Source organism: Pseudomonas sp. TMW22091, from assembly GCF_022496705.1.
Lineage (GTDB): Bacteria > Pseudomonadota > Gammaproteobacteria > Pseudomonadales > Pseudomonadaceae > Aquipseudomonas > Aquipseudomonas saxonica.
In genome coordinates, this window is the sequence record NZ_SCFI01000003.1 from 42491 (window position 1) to 58953 (window position 16463).

Annotated in this window: 15 protein-coding genes and 1 riboswitch; of the genes, 9 read left to right on the forward strand and 6 right to left on the reverse strand. The window is 58.0% G+C overall.

From position 1 onward, the window contains the following. Window position 1: 1 nt before the first annotated feature. The 3 genes from fliR to EQV93_RS06755 are packed head-to-tail and all read left to right on the forward strand — an operon-like array spanning window position 2 to window position 4024. Window positions 2-805, forward strand: a complete 804-nt coding sequence (gene fliR / locus EQV93_RS06745) for a flagellar biosynthetic protein FliR (protein ID WP_122782737.1) — start codon at window positions 2-4, stop codon at window positions 803-805. Continuing rightward, complete coding sequence (gene flhB, locus EQV93_RS06750) at window positions 795-1925, forward strand: flagellar type III secretion system protein FlhB (RefSeq protein ID WP_122782736.1); 1131 nt, start codon at window positions 795-797, stop codon at window positions 1923-1925. Before fliR ends, flhB begins: the two co-directional genes overlap by 11 nt. Before the next feature lie 2 nt (window positions 1926-1927). Further along, window positions 1928-4024: a flagellar biosynthesis protein FlhA gene (locus EQV93_RS06755; RefSeq protein ID WP_122782735.1), complete on the forward strand. Its 2097-nt coding sequence runs from the start codon at window positions 1928-1930 to the stop codon at window positions 4022-4024. Window positions 4025-4054: 30 nt separating this feature from the next. Here the strand turns inward: EQV93_RS06755 and EQV93_RS06760 are convergent, their stop codons facing one another. The 3 genes from EQV93_RS06760 to EQV93_RS06770 form a co-directional block, all read right to left on the reverse strand. Beyond that, window positions 4055-5155, reverse strand: a complete 1101-nt coding sequence (locus EQV93_RS06760; RefSeq protein ID WP_122782734.1) for a polyamine ABC transporter substrate-binding protein — start codon at window positions 5153-5155, stop codon at window positions 4055-4057. Window positions 5156-5533: 378 nt separating this feature from the next. Next, entirely contained in the window at window positions 5534-6736 is a 1203-nt protein-coding gene (locus EQV93_RS06765; RefSeq protein ID WP_240891191.1) for a benzoate/H(+) symporter BenE family transporter, read from the reverse strand. After that, window positions 6733-8061, reverse strand: coding sequence for an MFS transporter (locus EQV93_RS06770; RefSeq protein ID WP_146386152.1), 1329 nt, complete (start codon window positions 8059-8061; stop codon window positions 6733-6735). The genes EQV93_RS06765 and EQV93_RS06770 overlap by 4 nt, the downstream gene beginning before the upstream one ends. A gap of 196 nt (window positions 8062-8257) precedes the next feature. Here EQV93_RS06770 and EQV93_RS06775 point away from each other — a divergent pair, with 196 nt between their 5' ends. The 6 genes from EQV93_RS06775 to EQV93_RS06800 all read left to right on the forward strand — a co-directional run bounded on the left by EQV93_RS06775 (window position 8258) and on the right by EQV93_RS06800 (window position 14395). Next, window positions 8258-9421: a DUF1624 domain-containing protein gene (locus EQV93_RS06775; RefSeq protein ID WP_240891192.1), complete on the forward strand. Its 1164-nt coding sequence runs from the start codon at window positions 8258-8260 to the stop codon at window positions 9419-9421. Between the two features lie 32 nt (window positions 9422-9453). Next, window positions 9454-9647, forward strand: a riboswitch (cobalamin riboswitch). A 146-nt stretch (window positions 9648-9793) separates the two neighbouring features. After that, complete coding sequence (locus EQV93_RS06780) at window positions 9794-10807, forward strand: ABC transporter substrate-binding protein (protein ID WP_122782730.1); 1014 nt, start codon at window positions 9794-9796, stop codon at window positions 10805-10807. A gap of 11 nt (window positions 10808-10818) precedes the next feature. Beyond that, window positions 10819-11820 carry a FecCD family ABC transporter permease gene (locus tag EQV93_RS06785; protein WP_122782729.1) on the forward strand — a complete coding sequence of 334 codons (1002 nt, stop codon included), beginning with the start codon at window positions 10819-10821 and terminating at the stop codon, window positions 11818-11820. Then, window positions 11817-12593 (forward strand): ABC transporter ATP-binding protein, encoded by a 777-nt coding sequence (locus EQV93_RS06790; protein ID WP_240891193.1) that lies wholly within the window; start codon window positions 11817-11819, stop codon window positions 12591-12593. The genes EQV93_RS06785 and EQV93_RS06790 overlap by 4 nt, the downstream gene beginning before the upstream one ends. A 21-nt stretch (window positions 12594-12614) precedes the next feature. Beyond that, complete coding sequence (locus tag EQV93_RS06795; protein WP_240891194.1) at window positions 12615-13055, forward strand: pseudoazurin; 441 nt, start codon at window positions 12615-12617, stop codon at window positions 13053-13055. After that, the gene (locus EQV93_RS06800; protein WP_240891195.1) at window positions 13052-14395 is read left to right on the forward strand and encodes an OprD family porin; all 1344 of its coding nucleotides are present in this window, start codon (window positions 13052-13054) and stop codon (window positions 14393-14395) included. The genes EQV93_RS06795 and EQV93_RS06800 overlap by 4 nt, the downstream gene beginning before the upstream one ends. Window positions 14396-14399: 4 nt before the next feature. On the opposite strand, the gene EQV93_RS06805 is transcribed toward EQV93_RS06800, so the two are convergent. The 3 genes from EQV93_RS06805 to EQV93_RS06815 all read right to left on the reverse strand — a co-directional run bounded on the left by EQV93_RS06805 (window position 14400) and on the right by EQV93_RS06815 (window position 16462). Continuing rightward, complete coding sequence (locus EQV93_RS06805; protein WP_240891196.1) at window positions 14400-14891, reverse strand: GNAT family N-acetyltransferase; 492 nt, start codon at window positions 14889-14891, stop codon at window positions 14400-14402. Between the two features lie 475 nt (window positions 14892-15366). After that, complete coding sequence (locus EQV93_RS06810; protein WP_122782724.1) at window positions 15367-15828, reverse strand: copper chaperone PCu(A)C; 462 nt, start codon at window positions 15826-15828, stop codon at window positions 15367-15369. 28 nt (window positions 15829-15856) lie between these two features. After that, a complete protein-coding gene (locus EQV93_RS06815; protein WP_122782723.1) occupies window positions 15857-16462 on the reverse strand; it encodes an SCO family protein in 606 nt (201 codons plus the stop codon). Window position 16463: the final 1 nt, after the last annotated feature.

Below are 16463 nucleotides of genomic sequence, written 5' to 3' on the forward strand. Positions count from 1 at the left end.
CATGCACGCAACTGAGCCGCTGTTTCAGGCCAGTCAGTATTTGCAGGCCTTGCAGGGTTACTGGTGGCCTTTTTGTCGGTTGATGGCCGTGTTCAGCATGGCGCCGCTGTTCAATCACAAGGCCATGTCGCGAAAAATCCGTGTGTTGCTGGCACTGGTCATTACGGCGGCCGTGGGCGCCGCGTTGCCGACAGTGCCTCAGATTGACCCCTTGTCTGCCCGTGGGGTGATGACCGCCCTGGAGCAGATCGCCTTCGGCCTGATGCTCGGGCTGACCCTGCAACTGGTGTTCACAGTGTTCAGCGTGGTCGGCGAGGTGGTGTCGTCGCAAATGGGCATGAGCATGGCCCGCTACAACGACCCGATAAACGGGGTGTCCTCGTCCTCCATCGTTTACCAACTGTATTTCGTGTTGCTGGCCTTTCTGTTTTTGGCCATTGACGGGCACCTGCTGGTGCTGAGTGTGCTGTTCAAAAGTTTCAGTCACTGGCCGGTGGGCAGCGGCCTGAACTATCACAGCTACACCCTGTTTATCAAAGCCATTGCCTGGGTGTTCAGCGCCGCCGTGCTACTGACCCTGCCGATGGTGTTCTGCATGGTGCTGGTGCAGTTCTGCTTTGGCCTGCTGAACCGTATTTCCCCGTCCATGAACCTGTTTTCACTGGGGTTCCCGATCACCATTGTGGTCGGCCTGCTGTGCATCTACATGACCATCCCTAACCTGCCGGAACACTACTTGCACCTGACCCGCGAGTTGCTGGACAACATCGGCCTGATGATGGAGGACGGTCAAGGTGGCCAATGACAGCACCCAGGAAAAGACCGAAGAAGCCTCGCAGCAAAAGCTGCGCAAAAGCCGCGAGGACGGCCAGGTCACGCGCTCCAAGGACCTTTCCACCACGGTGTCGCTGCTGGTGACGCTGTTTATCCTCAGGCTCACCTTTGAGCGCTTTTATCAGGGGTTTCAGGACAGTTTTCGCATTTCCTATTTGAACCTCAACTGGAGCGAGATCACCCAGCACGACCTCACCTTGATACTGGCTCACAACCTCGGTTTGTTTATCCAGATGCTCGTCCCCTTGCTGCTCACCAGCGTTTTGGTGGTGGTGTTTTCGCTGGTACCGGGCGGGTGGGTATTTGTGGCCAAAAACTTCGCGCCAAAATTCAGCAAGCTCAATCCTGTTACCGGGCTGGGCCGGATAGTCTCCAAGCAGAACTGGATTGAACTGATCAAGTCGATGCTCAAGATCGCCTTGTTGATTGCCGTGGCCTGGACACTAATCAGTGATGCCGTGCCGCACCTGATTGCGCTGCAACGCACCAGTTTGCTGACCGCCATCGGCACCTCTTTCAGAATTCTGTTTGATACCTTGCTGGCGCTGATGGGCATCTTCGTGGTGTTCGCCGCCATCGACATCCCGATCCAAAAGTATTTCTTTCTTAAAAAGCTGCGCATGACCAAGCAGGAGCGCAAGGAAGAACATAAAAATCAGGAAGGCCGACCCGAGGTCAAAGCGCGGATCAAACAGATTCAGCGCCAGATTTCCCAGCGCCAGGTCAGCCACGTGATGAAGACCGCTGACGCCGTGATCGTCAACCCACAGCACTACGCCGTGGTGCTCAAATACGACATCAAAAAAGCCCAGGCCCCTTACGTGGTGGCAAAAGGCGTCGACGAGATGGCCTTGTACATCCGCACGATGGCGGCCGCCAATGCGCTGGAGGTGCTGGAGATACCGCCGCTGGCCCGGGCGATTTACTTCAGTACACAGATCAACCAACAGATTCCGAGCCCGCTGTATGCCGCCGTGGCACACGTGCTGACCTACATCCTGCAACTAAAAGCCTACAAAAGCGGCCTGCGCGCCAAGCCGCAACTGCCCGACAACCTCCCTATTCCAGAACGCATGGCGAACAAGGCGTAATCATGAACGTACTGCACACCCTCCTGCCGACACTTCGCAGCGGACGTATCGGCATCCCGGTGGTGATCCTGTCCATTCTGGCGATGATCATCTTGCCCTTGCCGCCCTTGCTGCTGGACGTGTTGTTCACGTTCAACATTGCCATGGCGGTGCTGGTATTGATGGTCAGCGTGTCCTCGAAAAGCCCGCTGGATTTTTCGCTGTTCCCTACCGTGATTCTGGTCACAACCCTGTTGCGCCTGACCCTTAACGTAGCGTCTACCCGTATTGTGCTGCTCGAAGGCCATACGGGCACGGGCGCAGCCGGCAAAGTGATTGAGGCCTTCGGTGAGGTGGTGATCGGCGGCAACTTTATTGTCGGCATGATCGTGTTTGTGATCCTGATGATCATCAACTTCATGGTGGTGACCAAAGGCGGCGAACGTATTTCCGAGGTGACAGCGCGCTTCACCCTGGACGCCCTGCCCGGCAAGCAAATGGCGATCGATGCCGACCTCAATGCCGGTCTGATTACCCAGGATCAAGCCAAACAGCGCCGCCAGACCATCGCCAAGGAAGCCGACTTCTACGGTGCAATGGACGGCGCTTCGAAGTTTGTACGCGGTGATGCGATCGCTGGCATCCTGATCCTCACCATCAATCTGTTTGGCGGTTTTGCCATTGGCATGTTCGTTTACGACTTGCCTGCCGGGCTGGCTTTCAAACAGTACGCGTTGTTGACCATCGGCGACGGTCTGGTGGCGCAAATCCCGGCGTTGCTGCTGTCAACCGCCGCAGCCCTGATCGTGACGCGTATCAATGAGTCCGCCGAAATCACCACCCAGGTGCGCCGACAGTTGCTGGCATCCCCCAGTCTGCTGTACACCGTGGCCGGCATTCTGCTGGTGCTGGGCATTGTGCCGGGCATGCCGCATCTGGCCTTTCTCAGCTTTGCCGCAGTGGTGGCCGGGCTGGCGTGGTGTGTCTCGCGCTATCAATCACCGACAGAGGCGCAAGAACTCGACGCGGTCAGCGCACTCAGCGAATCCATGCAGCACGAGCGTGCCCACACGTTGGCGTGGGAAGACATTCCTCACGTTGAACGGCTGTCAGTGTCTCTGGGCTACAAATTGGTCGGGCTGGTCAACGAAGCGGCGGGCGCACCGTTGACACACCGGGTGCGCGGGTTGCGCCAGTCTTTGTCAGAAAACCTGGGGTTTCTGTTGCCTGAAATCCACATGCGCGACAGTTTGCGACTCAAAGCGGCCTATTACGCGATCCATATCAACGGCGAGCAGATCGAGGGCGCCGAGGTGCATGCAGACCACCTGATGGCGATTGCCTCAGCGCAGTTGTATGGCGAAATCGATGGCATCCTGGGTATTGATCCGGCTTATAAAATGCCGGTGGTATGGATCAAGCCTGCCGATAAAAGTCGGGCGCTCAACCTCGGTTATCAAGTGGTGGATTGCGCGGGCGTGGTGGCGACACACTTGAACAAAGTGATTCGCGATCACCTGGCCGATATTTTCAAACACGACGATGTCGACCATCTGATGCAACGCCTCGGCGAAGTGGCGCCCAAGCTGGCCGACAACCTTAAAGCGCAGCTCAACTACACCCAACAACACAAGGTGTACCGCCAGTTGCTGACCGAAAACATCTCACTGCGCGACATCGTCACGGTGGCCAGCGCCTTGGTAGAAAGCAGTGAAAACACCAAGGATCCGGTGCTGCTGGCGGCGGATGTTCGCTATGCATTGCGCCGCAATATCGTGGCCAGCATTACCGGGCGCCGCGACGAAGTCAGTGTCTTTGTGTTGGATAACGCCCTTGAGAATACCTTGCTCGGCGCGCTGAGCATTGCCCAGCAAGCCGGGCCGGTGAGCCTGGACAGCATTGCGGTGGAGCCGAATCTGCTTAACCAGCTGCAAAATGCCATGCCGATTGTCAAAGAGAAACTGCGCAAGGACGGCCACCCTCCGGTGCTGACCGTCATGCCGCAACTGCGCCCGCTGTTGGCCCGTTATGCCCGAGTGTTCAGCCCGGGGCTGCACGTGCTGTCGCAGAACGAAATACCGGAAAACGTCAGCGTTAACATAGTCGGGACCTTGGGCTAGCGCGTATGACCTGCGGTCCCTGTGATCGACTTACTTATCCGACTTGATACTGGTCCAGGTGCGGGTGCGCACCCGCTCCAGTTTCTGCGGCAGCGGTTTGACGATGTACAACGACTTCAAGGCCTCAGGCGTCGGTGTCAGGTTGGGGTTGTCGGTAATGTCCTTGTTGATCAACGCCAGCGAGTCTTTGTTGGCGTTGGGGTAGCCGAGGAAATCACTGATCCCGGCAATCACCTTGGGCTCCAGCAAGGTGTTCAGAAACTGGTGAGCCTCTTCGACGTTTTTCGAACTTTTAGGAATCGCGAAGGTGTCAAACCAGATGGGCGCCCCCTCTTTAGGCAAGCGCCAGTCAACCACTACGCCGTTACCGGCTTCCTTGGCACGATTGGCAAACTGATAAAAGCTGCCCGAGTAACCGATGGCCACGCAAATATCGCCGTTGGCGATGTCGGTCATGTACTTGGCGGAATTGAAGTAGGTGACGTAGGGGCGGATTTTCAGCATCAGCGCCTTGGCCTTTTCATAATCGGCCGGGTTTTCACTGTTGGGGTCCAAACCCAGGTAGTGCAACGCCACCGGCAGAATTTCTGACGGCGAGTCGAGCATCGCTACGCCACAGGATTTGAGCTTTTCCATGTTCTCGGGTTTGAACACCAGGTCCCAACTGTCCACCGGCGCGTCGTCACCCAGCGCTGCCTTGACCTTGGCCGGGTTGAAGCCGATCAACACGGTGCCGACCATATACGGCACAGCGTATTGGTTGCCGGGGTCATTCGCTTCCAATAGCTTGAGCAGGGCCGGGTCCTGATGCTGCCAGTTGGGCAGTTTGGACTTGTCGAGCTTCTGGAACACCCCGGCTTTGATCTGGGTGTCGAGAAACTGATTGGACGGCACCACCAGGTCATAGCCCGAGTTGCCGGTCAGTAACTTGGCCTCAAGGGATTCATTGGTATCGAACGTGTCCCATATCACACGGATGCCCGTCTCGCGGGCAAAGTCTTTGGGCACGGACGGCAAGATGTAATCCGCCCAGTTATAAACACGCAGCTCACGCTGTTCAGCGTGCACGGCAGCGGCCAGCAGCGACAGCGAGCACACGGCTGCGCCCAGTAAATGTTTTATCGAGACCATGAAGGAGTTCCCCAAAGTGGCGTGAGATCGCCAGGTTCTGTACACGGCAGCGGCCTGCAAATGGCCAAGGGCACATCTATTATTTTCTTATTAGAGTGTCAGTGGTTTTGATTCTTGCTGAGCACTTTGCCGGATCACAGTGGCAGACCGGCCAAAAAGGGATCGATCTGGCCAATCTGTGTGACCCAATCGGTATCTGCCACCGTTAAGCTACTGATGTAGAGGGAAAACAGAATGTCATTCACGGCGATCAACGGCTTTGTCGCAGAGCCGATGCGTCAATATTTTGCTCAATTACGCTCGCATTCAGCGTCCCGCGTAGCTGAAGGATTATGCGGCCTGACCAGCGTGGTGTAAGGCTCAGAACCCGTAGCAGCACTACTCGTCAGCAGCTACGGGGACGGGGGCGGCTACAGGGCGCCTCGCAATGGTCACCACGTGGACCAACAGGCCGAACAGCAACCCCCAGAATGCTGCGGACAACCCTAAAAAGGACACACCCGAGGCCGTCACCAAAAAGGTGAACAACCCGGCGTCGCGCTCCTGCGGTTCGCTCAGGCTGCGCACCAGCGCATCGCTAATGGCTCCGTACAAGGCCAAGCCCGCCAATGCGGCGATCAAGGCCGCTGGCAAAGCCTCAAACACCGACACCACTGTCGCCCCTGCAATGCCGAACAGCAGGTAAGCCACACTGCCCGACAATGCCGCGATGTAACGGCGCCGGGGGTTTTCGTGGGCCTCCTTGCCGGCACACAAGCTGGCGGTAACGGCCGCCAGATTAAGCCCGTGACAACCGAACGGGGCCAGCAGCAAACCACCGATTGCCGTACTGCTGATGATCGGACTGGCCGGGGTGGTGTACCCCGCTGTGCGAAGCACCGCCATACCCGGCACAAACTGCCCGGTGAGTGCGACCAGCACCAGCGGTAACGCAAGGCTCAAGGTGGCTGACAGACTGAACTCAGGGCTGATCCACTGCGGGGTCGCCCACCCGAACACCAACGCCTCGGCGCGCAAACTCCCGCTTGATAACGTGATGGCGACACCCGCCAATAGCACGCCCGCAACGGCATAGCGCGGCCAGGAGCGGCGCATGACGATATAGGTGATGAACATGCCCAGCACCAACCCCGGTTGCACGGGCAATGCACGAAACACCTCAACCCCGAAGGCAAACAGAATACCTGCCTGCATGCCGGCGGCAATTGAACCTGGCAAGCGTTTAATGATGCGATCAAATGCGCCAGTCACCCCCATCAGCAACAAGATCACATTCGCCACCAGATACGCCCCCACCGCCTGATTAATACCGATCTGTGGCAGCGCCCCGACCAGCAGAGCAGACCCCGGAATGGACCAGGCGATCACGACCGGCACGCGATAGCGCAGGCTCAAGGCAGCGCCGAGTACAGCGCTGCCGATAGAGATGGCCCACACCCAGGAGGACAACATCTGGGGTGACAACTGCGCGCTTTGCGCCGCATGAAATACAATCACCAGCGGCCCGGCATAAGAAATCAGCGTGGCGATCACTCCGGCAATCAACGCGGACAACGAACAGTCCTTGAACACCGTTCTCATGGATAAGCCACCGCTTCGACCACGCGCCGTTGCGGGCTGAAGGTGAACAACAACATGGCCAGTGCAGCCACTGCACCCGGCACGGCGAACGCCATAAAGTTGAGTTGCAGCGGCAGGTTCATGCCCATCAGCGCGCCCCCCAGCAGCGGTCCGAGAATCGCGCCATTGCGGCCAATACCGGAGGCCCAGCCAAGGCCGGTGGAGCGAATCGACTGGCCGTAGCTCTGTGCCGTGACCGCATACAGGAGGATTTGCGTACCGACTGTGGTGCCACCGGCCACAAAGATCAGCAGATACAACAACAAGGGCGCACTTTTGAACCCCAGCAAGGTGACTGTCACGGCGGCGACGAGGAAGAACACCACCATCACTTTGCTCAAACTCAAACGGTCTCCCAGCCAGCCGCCGAACACGGCCCCGACCATGCCGCCGAAATTAAGCACCAACAGAAATGACAGGCTCGAACCGAGGCTATAGCCTGCGCTCGCCATCATTTTCGGCAGCCATGAACTCAAGGCGTAGACCATTAACAGGCAACAGAAAAACGCCACCCATAAACACAGCGTACGCAGGGCCCGACCGTCACGAAACAGTTCCAGAACAGCAGCCCCCCTCCCCTTGGTATCTGCCATGAACAAGGTGTCATGCTCGCCACCTGCCAGTGCCGGGTCGATTTTTTGCAGGATGCGTCGCGCTTTTCCGGTTTGCCCCTGACGCAATAGAAAGCCCACGGACTCTGGTAACAGCCAGAGAATCACCGGCAGCAACAACAGCGGCACCACTGCTGCAAAAAACATCGACTGCCAGCCGAACTGCGGCAGCAAATAGATACCCACCCCCGCCGCAAGCACACCGCCCAGTGAGTAACCGCTGAACATGATTGCCACCAGCGTGCTGCGCAAGCGCTTGGGCGCATACTCGCTCATCAGCGCCACGGCATTGGGCATCAGCCCGCCGCAACCTAAACCGGCGATGAAACGACATAGGCCGAACTCCGTCGGATTGCTGGCAAAACCATTGACCAAGGTGGCGGTGGAAAACAGCAAGAAGCAAATCGCGATGCCTTTTTTGCGCCCGATTTTGTCGGCCAGCGTGCCGAACACTAATGCCCCGAACATCATCCCGAACAGCGCATAACTGCCCAGTGCACCCGCTTGCAAGGGGGTTAGCCCCCATTCCAGCATGATGGACGGGAGCACCACGCCGAAAATGAGCAGGTCGTAGCCATCAAAAATCAGTAGCAGCGCACACAGCGCCACCACTGAGCCGTGGAAGCGGCTAAAACGTGCGTTATCAATCACCTGATGAACGTCTATCTCTCGCATGGCGTCGTCACTCTTGTTTTTATTGTGGTCGCTGCACGTGCAGGTTTAAGCAGCATAGGGAGGGGGTTTGCATGCCTCTAGCCGATTTCTGCGCATCGCTATCCATTTCCTGCATCGCTGATAACGGGATGACAATCGCATCTGAGATGTTATAAGGTAACAGTCTTTCCGCCTTCCCCTTGTTTGTGACCCTCTAATGACAACCACTCTCCATGCCCCGCCTTCAAGCCAGCGCTTGCTGTCCATCGACGCCCTTCGCGGGTTGGTGATCCTGTTTATGCTGTTGGACCATGTGCGCGAAACATTCTTTTTACATCGCCAGGTCGCAGACCCGATGAACATTGAACTCACCGACCCCGGCCTGTTTTTCAGCCGCACCCTCGCTCATCTGTGCGCGCCAGTATTCGTGTTGCTGACGGGCCTTTCGGCGTACCTGTTCGGCGAAAAATATCAGGGCACTCGCGACGTTTCGGCCTTTCTGTTCAAGCGCGGGCTGTTTCTGGTGGTGCTGGAGTTCACGCTGGTCAACTTCGCCTGGACCTTTCAATTCCCCCCCACAGTGATTTACCTGCAAGTGATCTGGGCCATTGGCGTCAGCATGATGGCTTTGGCGGCGCTGGTATGGTTGCCGCGCCCTCTGCTGTTGCTAGTGGCGTTGATCATTATTGGCGGGCACAACCTGCTCGATTCAGTCCATTTCCCGCAGGGTTCAGCCCTGCATGTGCCGTGGGCGATGCTGCATGATCGCGGCTGGATCGAGTTCTCGCAGAACCTGCGACTGCGCACGTCGTACCCGCTATTGCCATGGATAGGTGTGATCACGTTGGGGTACTGCATGGGCCCGTGGTTCGCACGCAGCGCCTCGGCCAGCCAGCGTCAACAATACCTGTTGCGGGCAGGTCTGGGCGCCCTGCTCGGCTTTGTGCTGTTGCGATTATTCAATGGGTATGGCGAGGCTGCGTGGGTGAACCACGAACACTGGCTGGCCACCCTGATGAGCTTCTTCAACATCACCAAGTACCCGCCTTCCCTGCTGTTCCTGGCATTGACGCTGGGTGCAGGCCTGCTGCTGTTACTGGCCTTTGAGCGAGCGCAGCAACGTGCCTGGGTTCGCACCCTCGCGGTGTTTGGAGCGGCGCCCATGTTCTTTTACCTGCTCCATCTATACGCCTTGAAAATGATTTATCTGATCGGCGTCGCGGTGTTCGGTCTTAATCAGGGCAGTTACTTTGGATTCGACAGTATCGTCACCGTCTGGCTGATGGCTGTGTTGCTGGCTGCGGCGCTTTACGTGCCCGTGCGCTGGTTTGCAGCACTCAAAAACCGGCGTCGAGATGTGTCATGGCTGAAATACTTCTGACAATGAGTTTTTCCCCTATCCGCGACGTGTTCGTCTAACATGCCGCCGCCGGTCCCCCAACGGGATTAAAAGGGAATCCGAGGTGCTGTCAAAGCGCCAAACGGAACTGCCCCCGCAACTGTAGGTGCTGAGCCTGCTCCTTGAACGCCACTGGGTCACCCCCGGGAAGGTTGGAGCCGGGCGATGAAGCATCAGTCAGGAGACCTGCCGGCACAGCAACACCTACTGACCGGCGGGGTGCCCGGGAAGGACATCTTTGCTGCGCGTGTCATTCACTTGACCGTCCTTGCCCGGCTGAAAAATCCGTGCTCAACGATGTGTTTCCAGGCCGTACGCTCCCGCTCTGTGTACGATCCAAATGGAGATTGCATCATGCTGCTGTTCCGCGTTGCCGCACTTGCCACCGCCTTGGGCGTGCCTGCCCTGGCTCAGGCCGCCCCCACCCACTATCCACTGACGATAGAAAACTGTGCCACCGCGCTGACATTTCAGCATGCCCCGCAACGCGCCGTGACCATCGGCCAGGCCGGGACTGAAATGCTCTATGCCTTGGGGTTGGGCGACAAGCTGGTCGGCACATCTCTATGGTTCAACGACGTCTCTGACCAGTACAAGGCCCAGAACGACAAGGTTGAGCGGCTGGCAGACAACGACCCCAGTTTCGAAGCAGTGATTGGCAAGCGCCCTGAACTGGTCGCCGTGCAGTTGGAGTGGATGGTCGGCCCACAAGGCGTGGTCGGCACTCGCGAGCAGTTTCATGAGCTGAATATCCCGACCTATTTGATGCCCTCGGATTGCGAAGGCAAAGACAATCTGGTCGGTGCTGATGGCACACGCCTGCAACCCTTCCGTATCGACAGCCTGTACAAAAGCATCAGTCAGTTGGCGCAGATTTTCGATGTACAGGATCGCGGTGAAGAACTTAACGCAGTGCTCAACGCGCGTCTGGAAAGATCCCTGGCTTCGATCAAGGGCAAAGACCTGAAGCACACCAGCGCGCTGTTCTGGTTTTCCAGCGCAGACCTCGACATCGACCCCTATGTGGCGGGTCGCAAGGGCATCCCTGACTTTATGCTCAATACGCTGGGCGTGCGCAATGTGGTGGAGTCCGACGAGGAATGGCCAACGGTTGGCTGGGAAACCCTGGCCAAGGCCAACCCGACTTTTGTGGTCATTGCACGCATGGATCGCCGTCGCTTCCCCGCGGACGACTATCAGAAAAAGCTCGAATTCCTGCGCTCTGATCCAGTGACTCGCAACATGGATGCGGTCAAAAACAATCGCATCATCATTCTCGATGCTGACGCCATGCAGGCCAGCCTGCGACTGTTTGATGGATTTGAAACACTGGCAAACGCTATTCATAACAGCAACGCGGCCCAATGAGTGTGAGGTTGATGCCTTGGTGTGCGTCCCTGGCGATGCTGGTGCTGGCCATCCTTGCCGGGGTAGCCATTGGTGAAACCGCCATTGAGCCGGGCGTGGTTGTACGAGTGCTGGCCAACAAGATGTGGGGCGCCGGGTACGTGTTGGACCCGATCGATGAAGGCATTGTGTGGAACTACCGACTGACCCGTGCGCTGGTCGCGGCCGCCTGCGGTGCCGGGCTGGCCACCTGCGGGGTGGTGCTGCAGTCACTGTTGCGCAACCCTCTGGCCGATCCCTATCTGCTCGGCATTTCTGCCGGCGCTTCAACCGGTGCAGTATTGATTGCCTTACTGGGCTTGGGTGCCGGGGCGATCAGCTTGTCGGTGGGGGCATTTGCTGGCGCCATAGCCGCTTTTTCACTGGTGGTTTTGCTGGCCCGTGCCAGCGGCCCCGCCAGCGGAACCGGCCAAATCATCCTGGCTGGCATCGCGGGCTCACAACTGTTCAACGCCATCACCGCTTTTCTGATCACCAAATCGGCCAGTGCCGAACAGGCGCGCGGCATTATGTTCTGGTTACTGGGCAATCTCAGCGGCGTGCGCTGGCCTTCGGTGTGGCTGGCCGTACCCGTGGCTGTGGCCGGGCTGGCGGTGTGCCTGTGGCATCGCCGGGCGCTGGATGCTTTTGCCTTTGGCAGTGATTCCGCCGCCTCACTGGGTATCCCGGTGCGCCGCGTGCAGTTCCTGCTGATCAGCTGTGCGGCGCTGATCACGGCCGTGATGGTGTCCATTGTCGGCTCCATCGGTTTCGTCGGCCTGGTAATCCCCCACGCAGCGCGCCTGCTGTTGGGCACGGGCCATGGCCGGCTGTTGCCTGCCAGCGCACTGGGTGGCGCCTTGTTTCTGATCGCGGCAGACATTCTTTCGCGCACCCTGATCAAGGGGCAGGTGATCCCCGTCGGTGTCGTCACCGCACTGGTGGGCGCACCGGTGTTTGCGTTGATACTGATAGGCCGCAGGAGTGCCCGATGACGGATGAGCGTACGGTGCTGAGTTGCCACGACCTGAGTTACGCGGTGCGCGATTGCGTGCTGCTAAAGGGTATCAATCTGAAGGTTCGCGCTGGCGAGACGCTGGGCATTGTCGGCCCGAACGGTTCGGGTAAATCGACCCTGATCAAGCTGCTGGCCAATCTACGGCCAGCCAGTCAGGGCCAGGTGCTGTTGAACGGACAGCCACTGCGGGCAATGGCCCGGCGGTGTATTGCGCAGCAACTGGCCGTGGTCGAGCAACAGGCCGATACCCACGACGCGCTGAGTGTGTTCGATGCCGTTGCACTGGGCCGCACACCTTGGCTGTCGGCGCTGCGCCCCTGGTCGGTCGAAGACACTGCCATCGTCGAGCAAGCGCTGCGCGATGTGGATGTTAGCCACCTGCGCAAGCGGATTTGGCGCGATCTTTCGGGCGGCGAGCGTCAGCGCGTTCACATTGCCCGGGCCTTGGCCCAGCGCCCGCACATTCTGCTGCTGGACGAACCCACCAACCATTTGGACATCCTGCATCAACTGACTATTTTAAAGACCGTGCAGACGTTGTCCGTCACCACACTGATCGCTCTCCATGACCTTAACCAGGCACTGAGTTGCGACCGGGTGGCGGTGCTGGAACGGGGGCATCTGGTGGCTCTGGGCAAACCCTGTGATGTGCTGACCCCTCAACGCGTGCACGCCACATTTGGCGTGCACGCCCATTATTTAACGGACCCTTTTGACGGGGCCAAGATTCTGCGTTTGCGCCCCTCTTGAACCTTTTATGGATAAACCACGATGCGTATTTCTTCCCTTGTTGTGCTGTTGAGTGCTGCCCTGCTCTGTTCATCTGCGTTGGCCCAAACCCATGAAGTGAAAATGCTCACCCGTAGCGCAACAGCCGGCATGGTCTATGAGCCGGATTACTTACAGATAGCGCCCGGCGATACCGTCAAGTTCGTCGCCACACAGAGCGGCCATAACGCCGCCACTTTGCCGGAGCTACTGCCTGAAGGGGCGCAAGCGTTCAAAGGCAAAATAAACGAGGAAATTGAACAGACTTTTACCGTCCCGGGGCTTTATGGCATCCAATGCATTCCGCACCTGGCCATGGGCATGGTGATGCTGATTCAGGTCGGCGAACCGGCCGCGCAAGCCCCCCAACTGCCCGCAACCCTGCCCAAGCGTGCACTGGACCGCATGACCGCTGCATTGCATAAACAGCAGGCGGCTCAATGACCGGCCTCTACTCACGCTCCGCGCTACTGCTGACCCTTGCCAGCCCCTTGGCATTGGCTGAGTCGGCACAGGAGCAAGCCAAGGGTTTTATCGAAGACAGCACCTGGGGCGTGCTAAACCGCACGGTGTATGACCATCGCGAATATCGCCACGGTGCCCGCAACAGTGGCTCACGCAATGCCTACAAGCCACGCTCCGAGCGCAACGGGTATGCCGAGGAATGGGCCTACGGATTAATGGGCACTCTGCAATCAGGTTTTACCCAAGGGCTTATCGGTGTCGGTATTGATGCTCACGGCTATCTGGCACTAAAACTGGACAGCGGTGGCGGCCGTGCGGGCAAGGCCCGTCTGCTGGGGCTGGATAACGACGGCTACCCCAAAGACAATTACGGCCGGGGCGGCGCAGCGGTCAAGCTGCGCTTGTCCAACACGGTGGTGTCTTACGGTGAGCAGCGCGTCAAAACCCCGGTGTTCAGCTCGTCCGACAGCCGTCTGCTGCCCGAGACAGCCACCGGCGTATTTGTTACCAGCAACGAGTTCAATGCCCTGAAAATGGTTGGCGGGCACTTTACCGAGAGCACTGACCGCAACGCCAGCAGCCACAATCAGGGCTTTGTGGTGAACTATTCGAACGGGCCAAAAGGTGATGCATTTGACCTTGCCGGAGTGGTCTACACCCCGGCCAAGAATCTTACGGCCAGCCTGTACACGTCTCGTTATGAAGACACCTGGAACCAGCAGTACCTGGGCACCGTGTTCAGTCAGGCCATCAATGACAACCAGTCCCTTTCGCTGAATCTGAACCTGTATCGCACCACCGATGAAGGCAAGGCGTTGTCAGGCACTATCGACAACACCACCTGGAGTTTGCTTGGCACCTACGCCCACGGCCCACATAACTTCAGCCTCGGCTACCAGAAAGTGCACGGCGACACGCCATTTGACTACGTGACACGGGGCGCAATTTTTATCACCAATGCCGTGCAATTGTCTGACTTCAACGGGCCAAACGAGCAATCGTGGCAAGCTCGCTACGACCTGGCCATGACCCCGTGGGGCCTGCCCGGGCTGGTGTTCAGCGCAGCCTATGTGCGTGGCAGCCATATCGACGGCAGCCATGTAGACCCCAAAGGCGGCTATGCGTATTTAGGTTATGGCAAGGATGGCAAACACTGGGAACGTGATCTGGAGGCGCGTTATGTGGTGCAAAGCGGTAGCGCCAAGGGGGCCGTCATTTCACTGCGGCACAACGTTCATCGAGGTAATACCGCGCAAGCGGAACTGGACACGGACCAGATTCGCCTGGCCATTGAATACCCGCTAACCGGCCGTTTCTGACGGGCTATGGCAAACGGCACTGCATATGGGTCGTTTGCCAGAGCGGATCGTCCTCTACATCCGTTACGGTAAAACCCTGTCGACGCCAGAACTCGATGGCGCCAGGCAGAAACGGGTGGGTGTGCAGATACATCAGCTCGACTTCGGCCTCGACTGCACGGGCTTTCAATGCATCGTAGAGCGCTCTCGCTACCCCTGAACGGCGACACTGCGGGAGCACAAACAAGCGCACCACCTCAACCACCTTGAGACCTCGGTAATCCAGTTGTGCGAAACGATGGTCATAGGGCACATAGCCAATCGAGGCGACGATGCGACCCCTCTGACGCGCAATCAGAAAGCAGCCCTCGCCCTGAAGATAGGTCTGTTCAAAATGAGCCAGATCGGCAGGCATACCGCTGGCACTCAACTTGGGAAACAGCGCGGCACGGGCCTCTAGCACAAAGTCCCGCGTTTGCGGGACGTCGGTTGAAGTGACCTGTTCAATTGTGATCATGTAGCACATCAATCCTGTAGCCGCTGACGAGGAACGAAGGCTGCGTCCGGCGGCAAAGCCGTCGCAAACCACTCCATCCGATCTATCAGTAATACCGAGTTCATCGCCTTTGCGACGATTGCATCGCAGATCGCAGCCTTCGTTCCTCGTCAGCGGCTACAGGTTACGCCAGAGATTCGGCGCAGAACTTTGTAGCAGCTGCCGCAGGCTGCGTCCGGCGGCGAACATCCGATCTATCAGTAATACCGAGTTCATCGCGTTTGCGACGATTGCATCGCCGATCGCAGCCTTCGTTCCTCGTCAGCGGCTACAGGTTACGTCAGCGACTCGGCGCAGAACTTTGTAGCAGCTGCCGCAGGCTGCGTCCGGCGGCGAAGCCGTCGTAAATCCTGACATTGCGAGTGGTCTGATTTTGCGACCGCTGCGCGCTCGATCGCAGCCTTCGTCAGCGGCAACACAATCCCGGCGTCACGCCTTAGTGCATGTGCTGATGGTCATGCATCGGCATGGTGTTCAAAGCACGCGCCTGCGCCTGGACTTCTATCGATTCCTTGGCCCCTTTACTGTCTTCGACAATCAGGGTCAGCGGTACATGATCGCCCTCTTTGATCTGGCCCACGAGGTCAATCAGCATCACGTGATAACCCTCAGGTTCAATGTTGACGGTTTTACCCGCCGGCAAAGCGATTGAAGGAACAGCCTGCATGCTCATCACGTCGTTTACCATCTTCGACTCATGAATTTGCACGGTTTTGGCGACTGGCGACTTGACCTCTACCAGCTTGCTGTCAGTGTTGGCAGTAATGTGCATGAAGGCACCGCTGGACGGCTGGCCGGGCACCGTAGCGCGCACCCACGCATCATCAACCACGGTTTGTGCAGACACATGCAGGCTCATGCCCAGTAACGACAACATCAGATACTTAACAGTTTTCATGGTATTGGCTCATTCAAAGGACGTTAAATCAGCAGACTGACATCACCGTCAGCAGGTCTTCGGCGCACTGCTTGGCGGAGAGCGATGGCGACAAGCCCATGCGCAATACACCACGGGAATCAAAGACAAAACTGGTGGCCGTGTGCGATAGGGTATACGACGAACCGGTAGGGATCTTCTCGTAAAACACCTTGAATTCCTTCGCCGTGGCAGCAGTCTCTTCCAGCGTGCCGGACAGCGAGATAAAGGTCGGATCGAAGGCTTTTACGTAAGCATCGAGCATGGCAGGTTTGTCCCGCTCCGGGTCCAGGGTGATGAACACCACCTGCAAGCGGTCACCGTCCGGGCCCATCAACTTCTTGGCTTGTGCCGCACGCGCCAGTGCAGTCGGGCAGACCGCCGGACACTGAGTAAAACCGAAGAAAATCATCGGCATCATTCCGCGGAAACTGCCCAGCATCACTTCGTTGCCATCCACGTCACGCAGCTTGAACTTGCGCCCGAGAATCTCGTTGCTCAGATCTTTTGCGTACTTGTAAGACAAACCGCTGCCCATGTCGCAGCCCGAAAGTAAACCAAGACTGAGCACGCCAAGGCCTGCAAGCACGTGGCGGCGAGTCAGTAATTCGTTCATG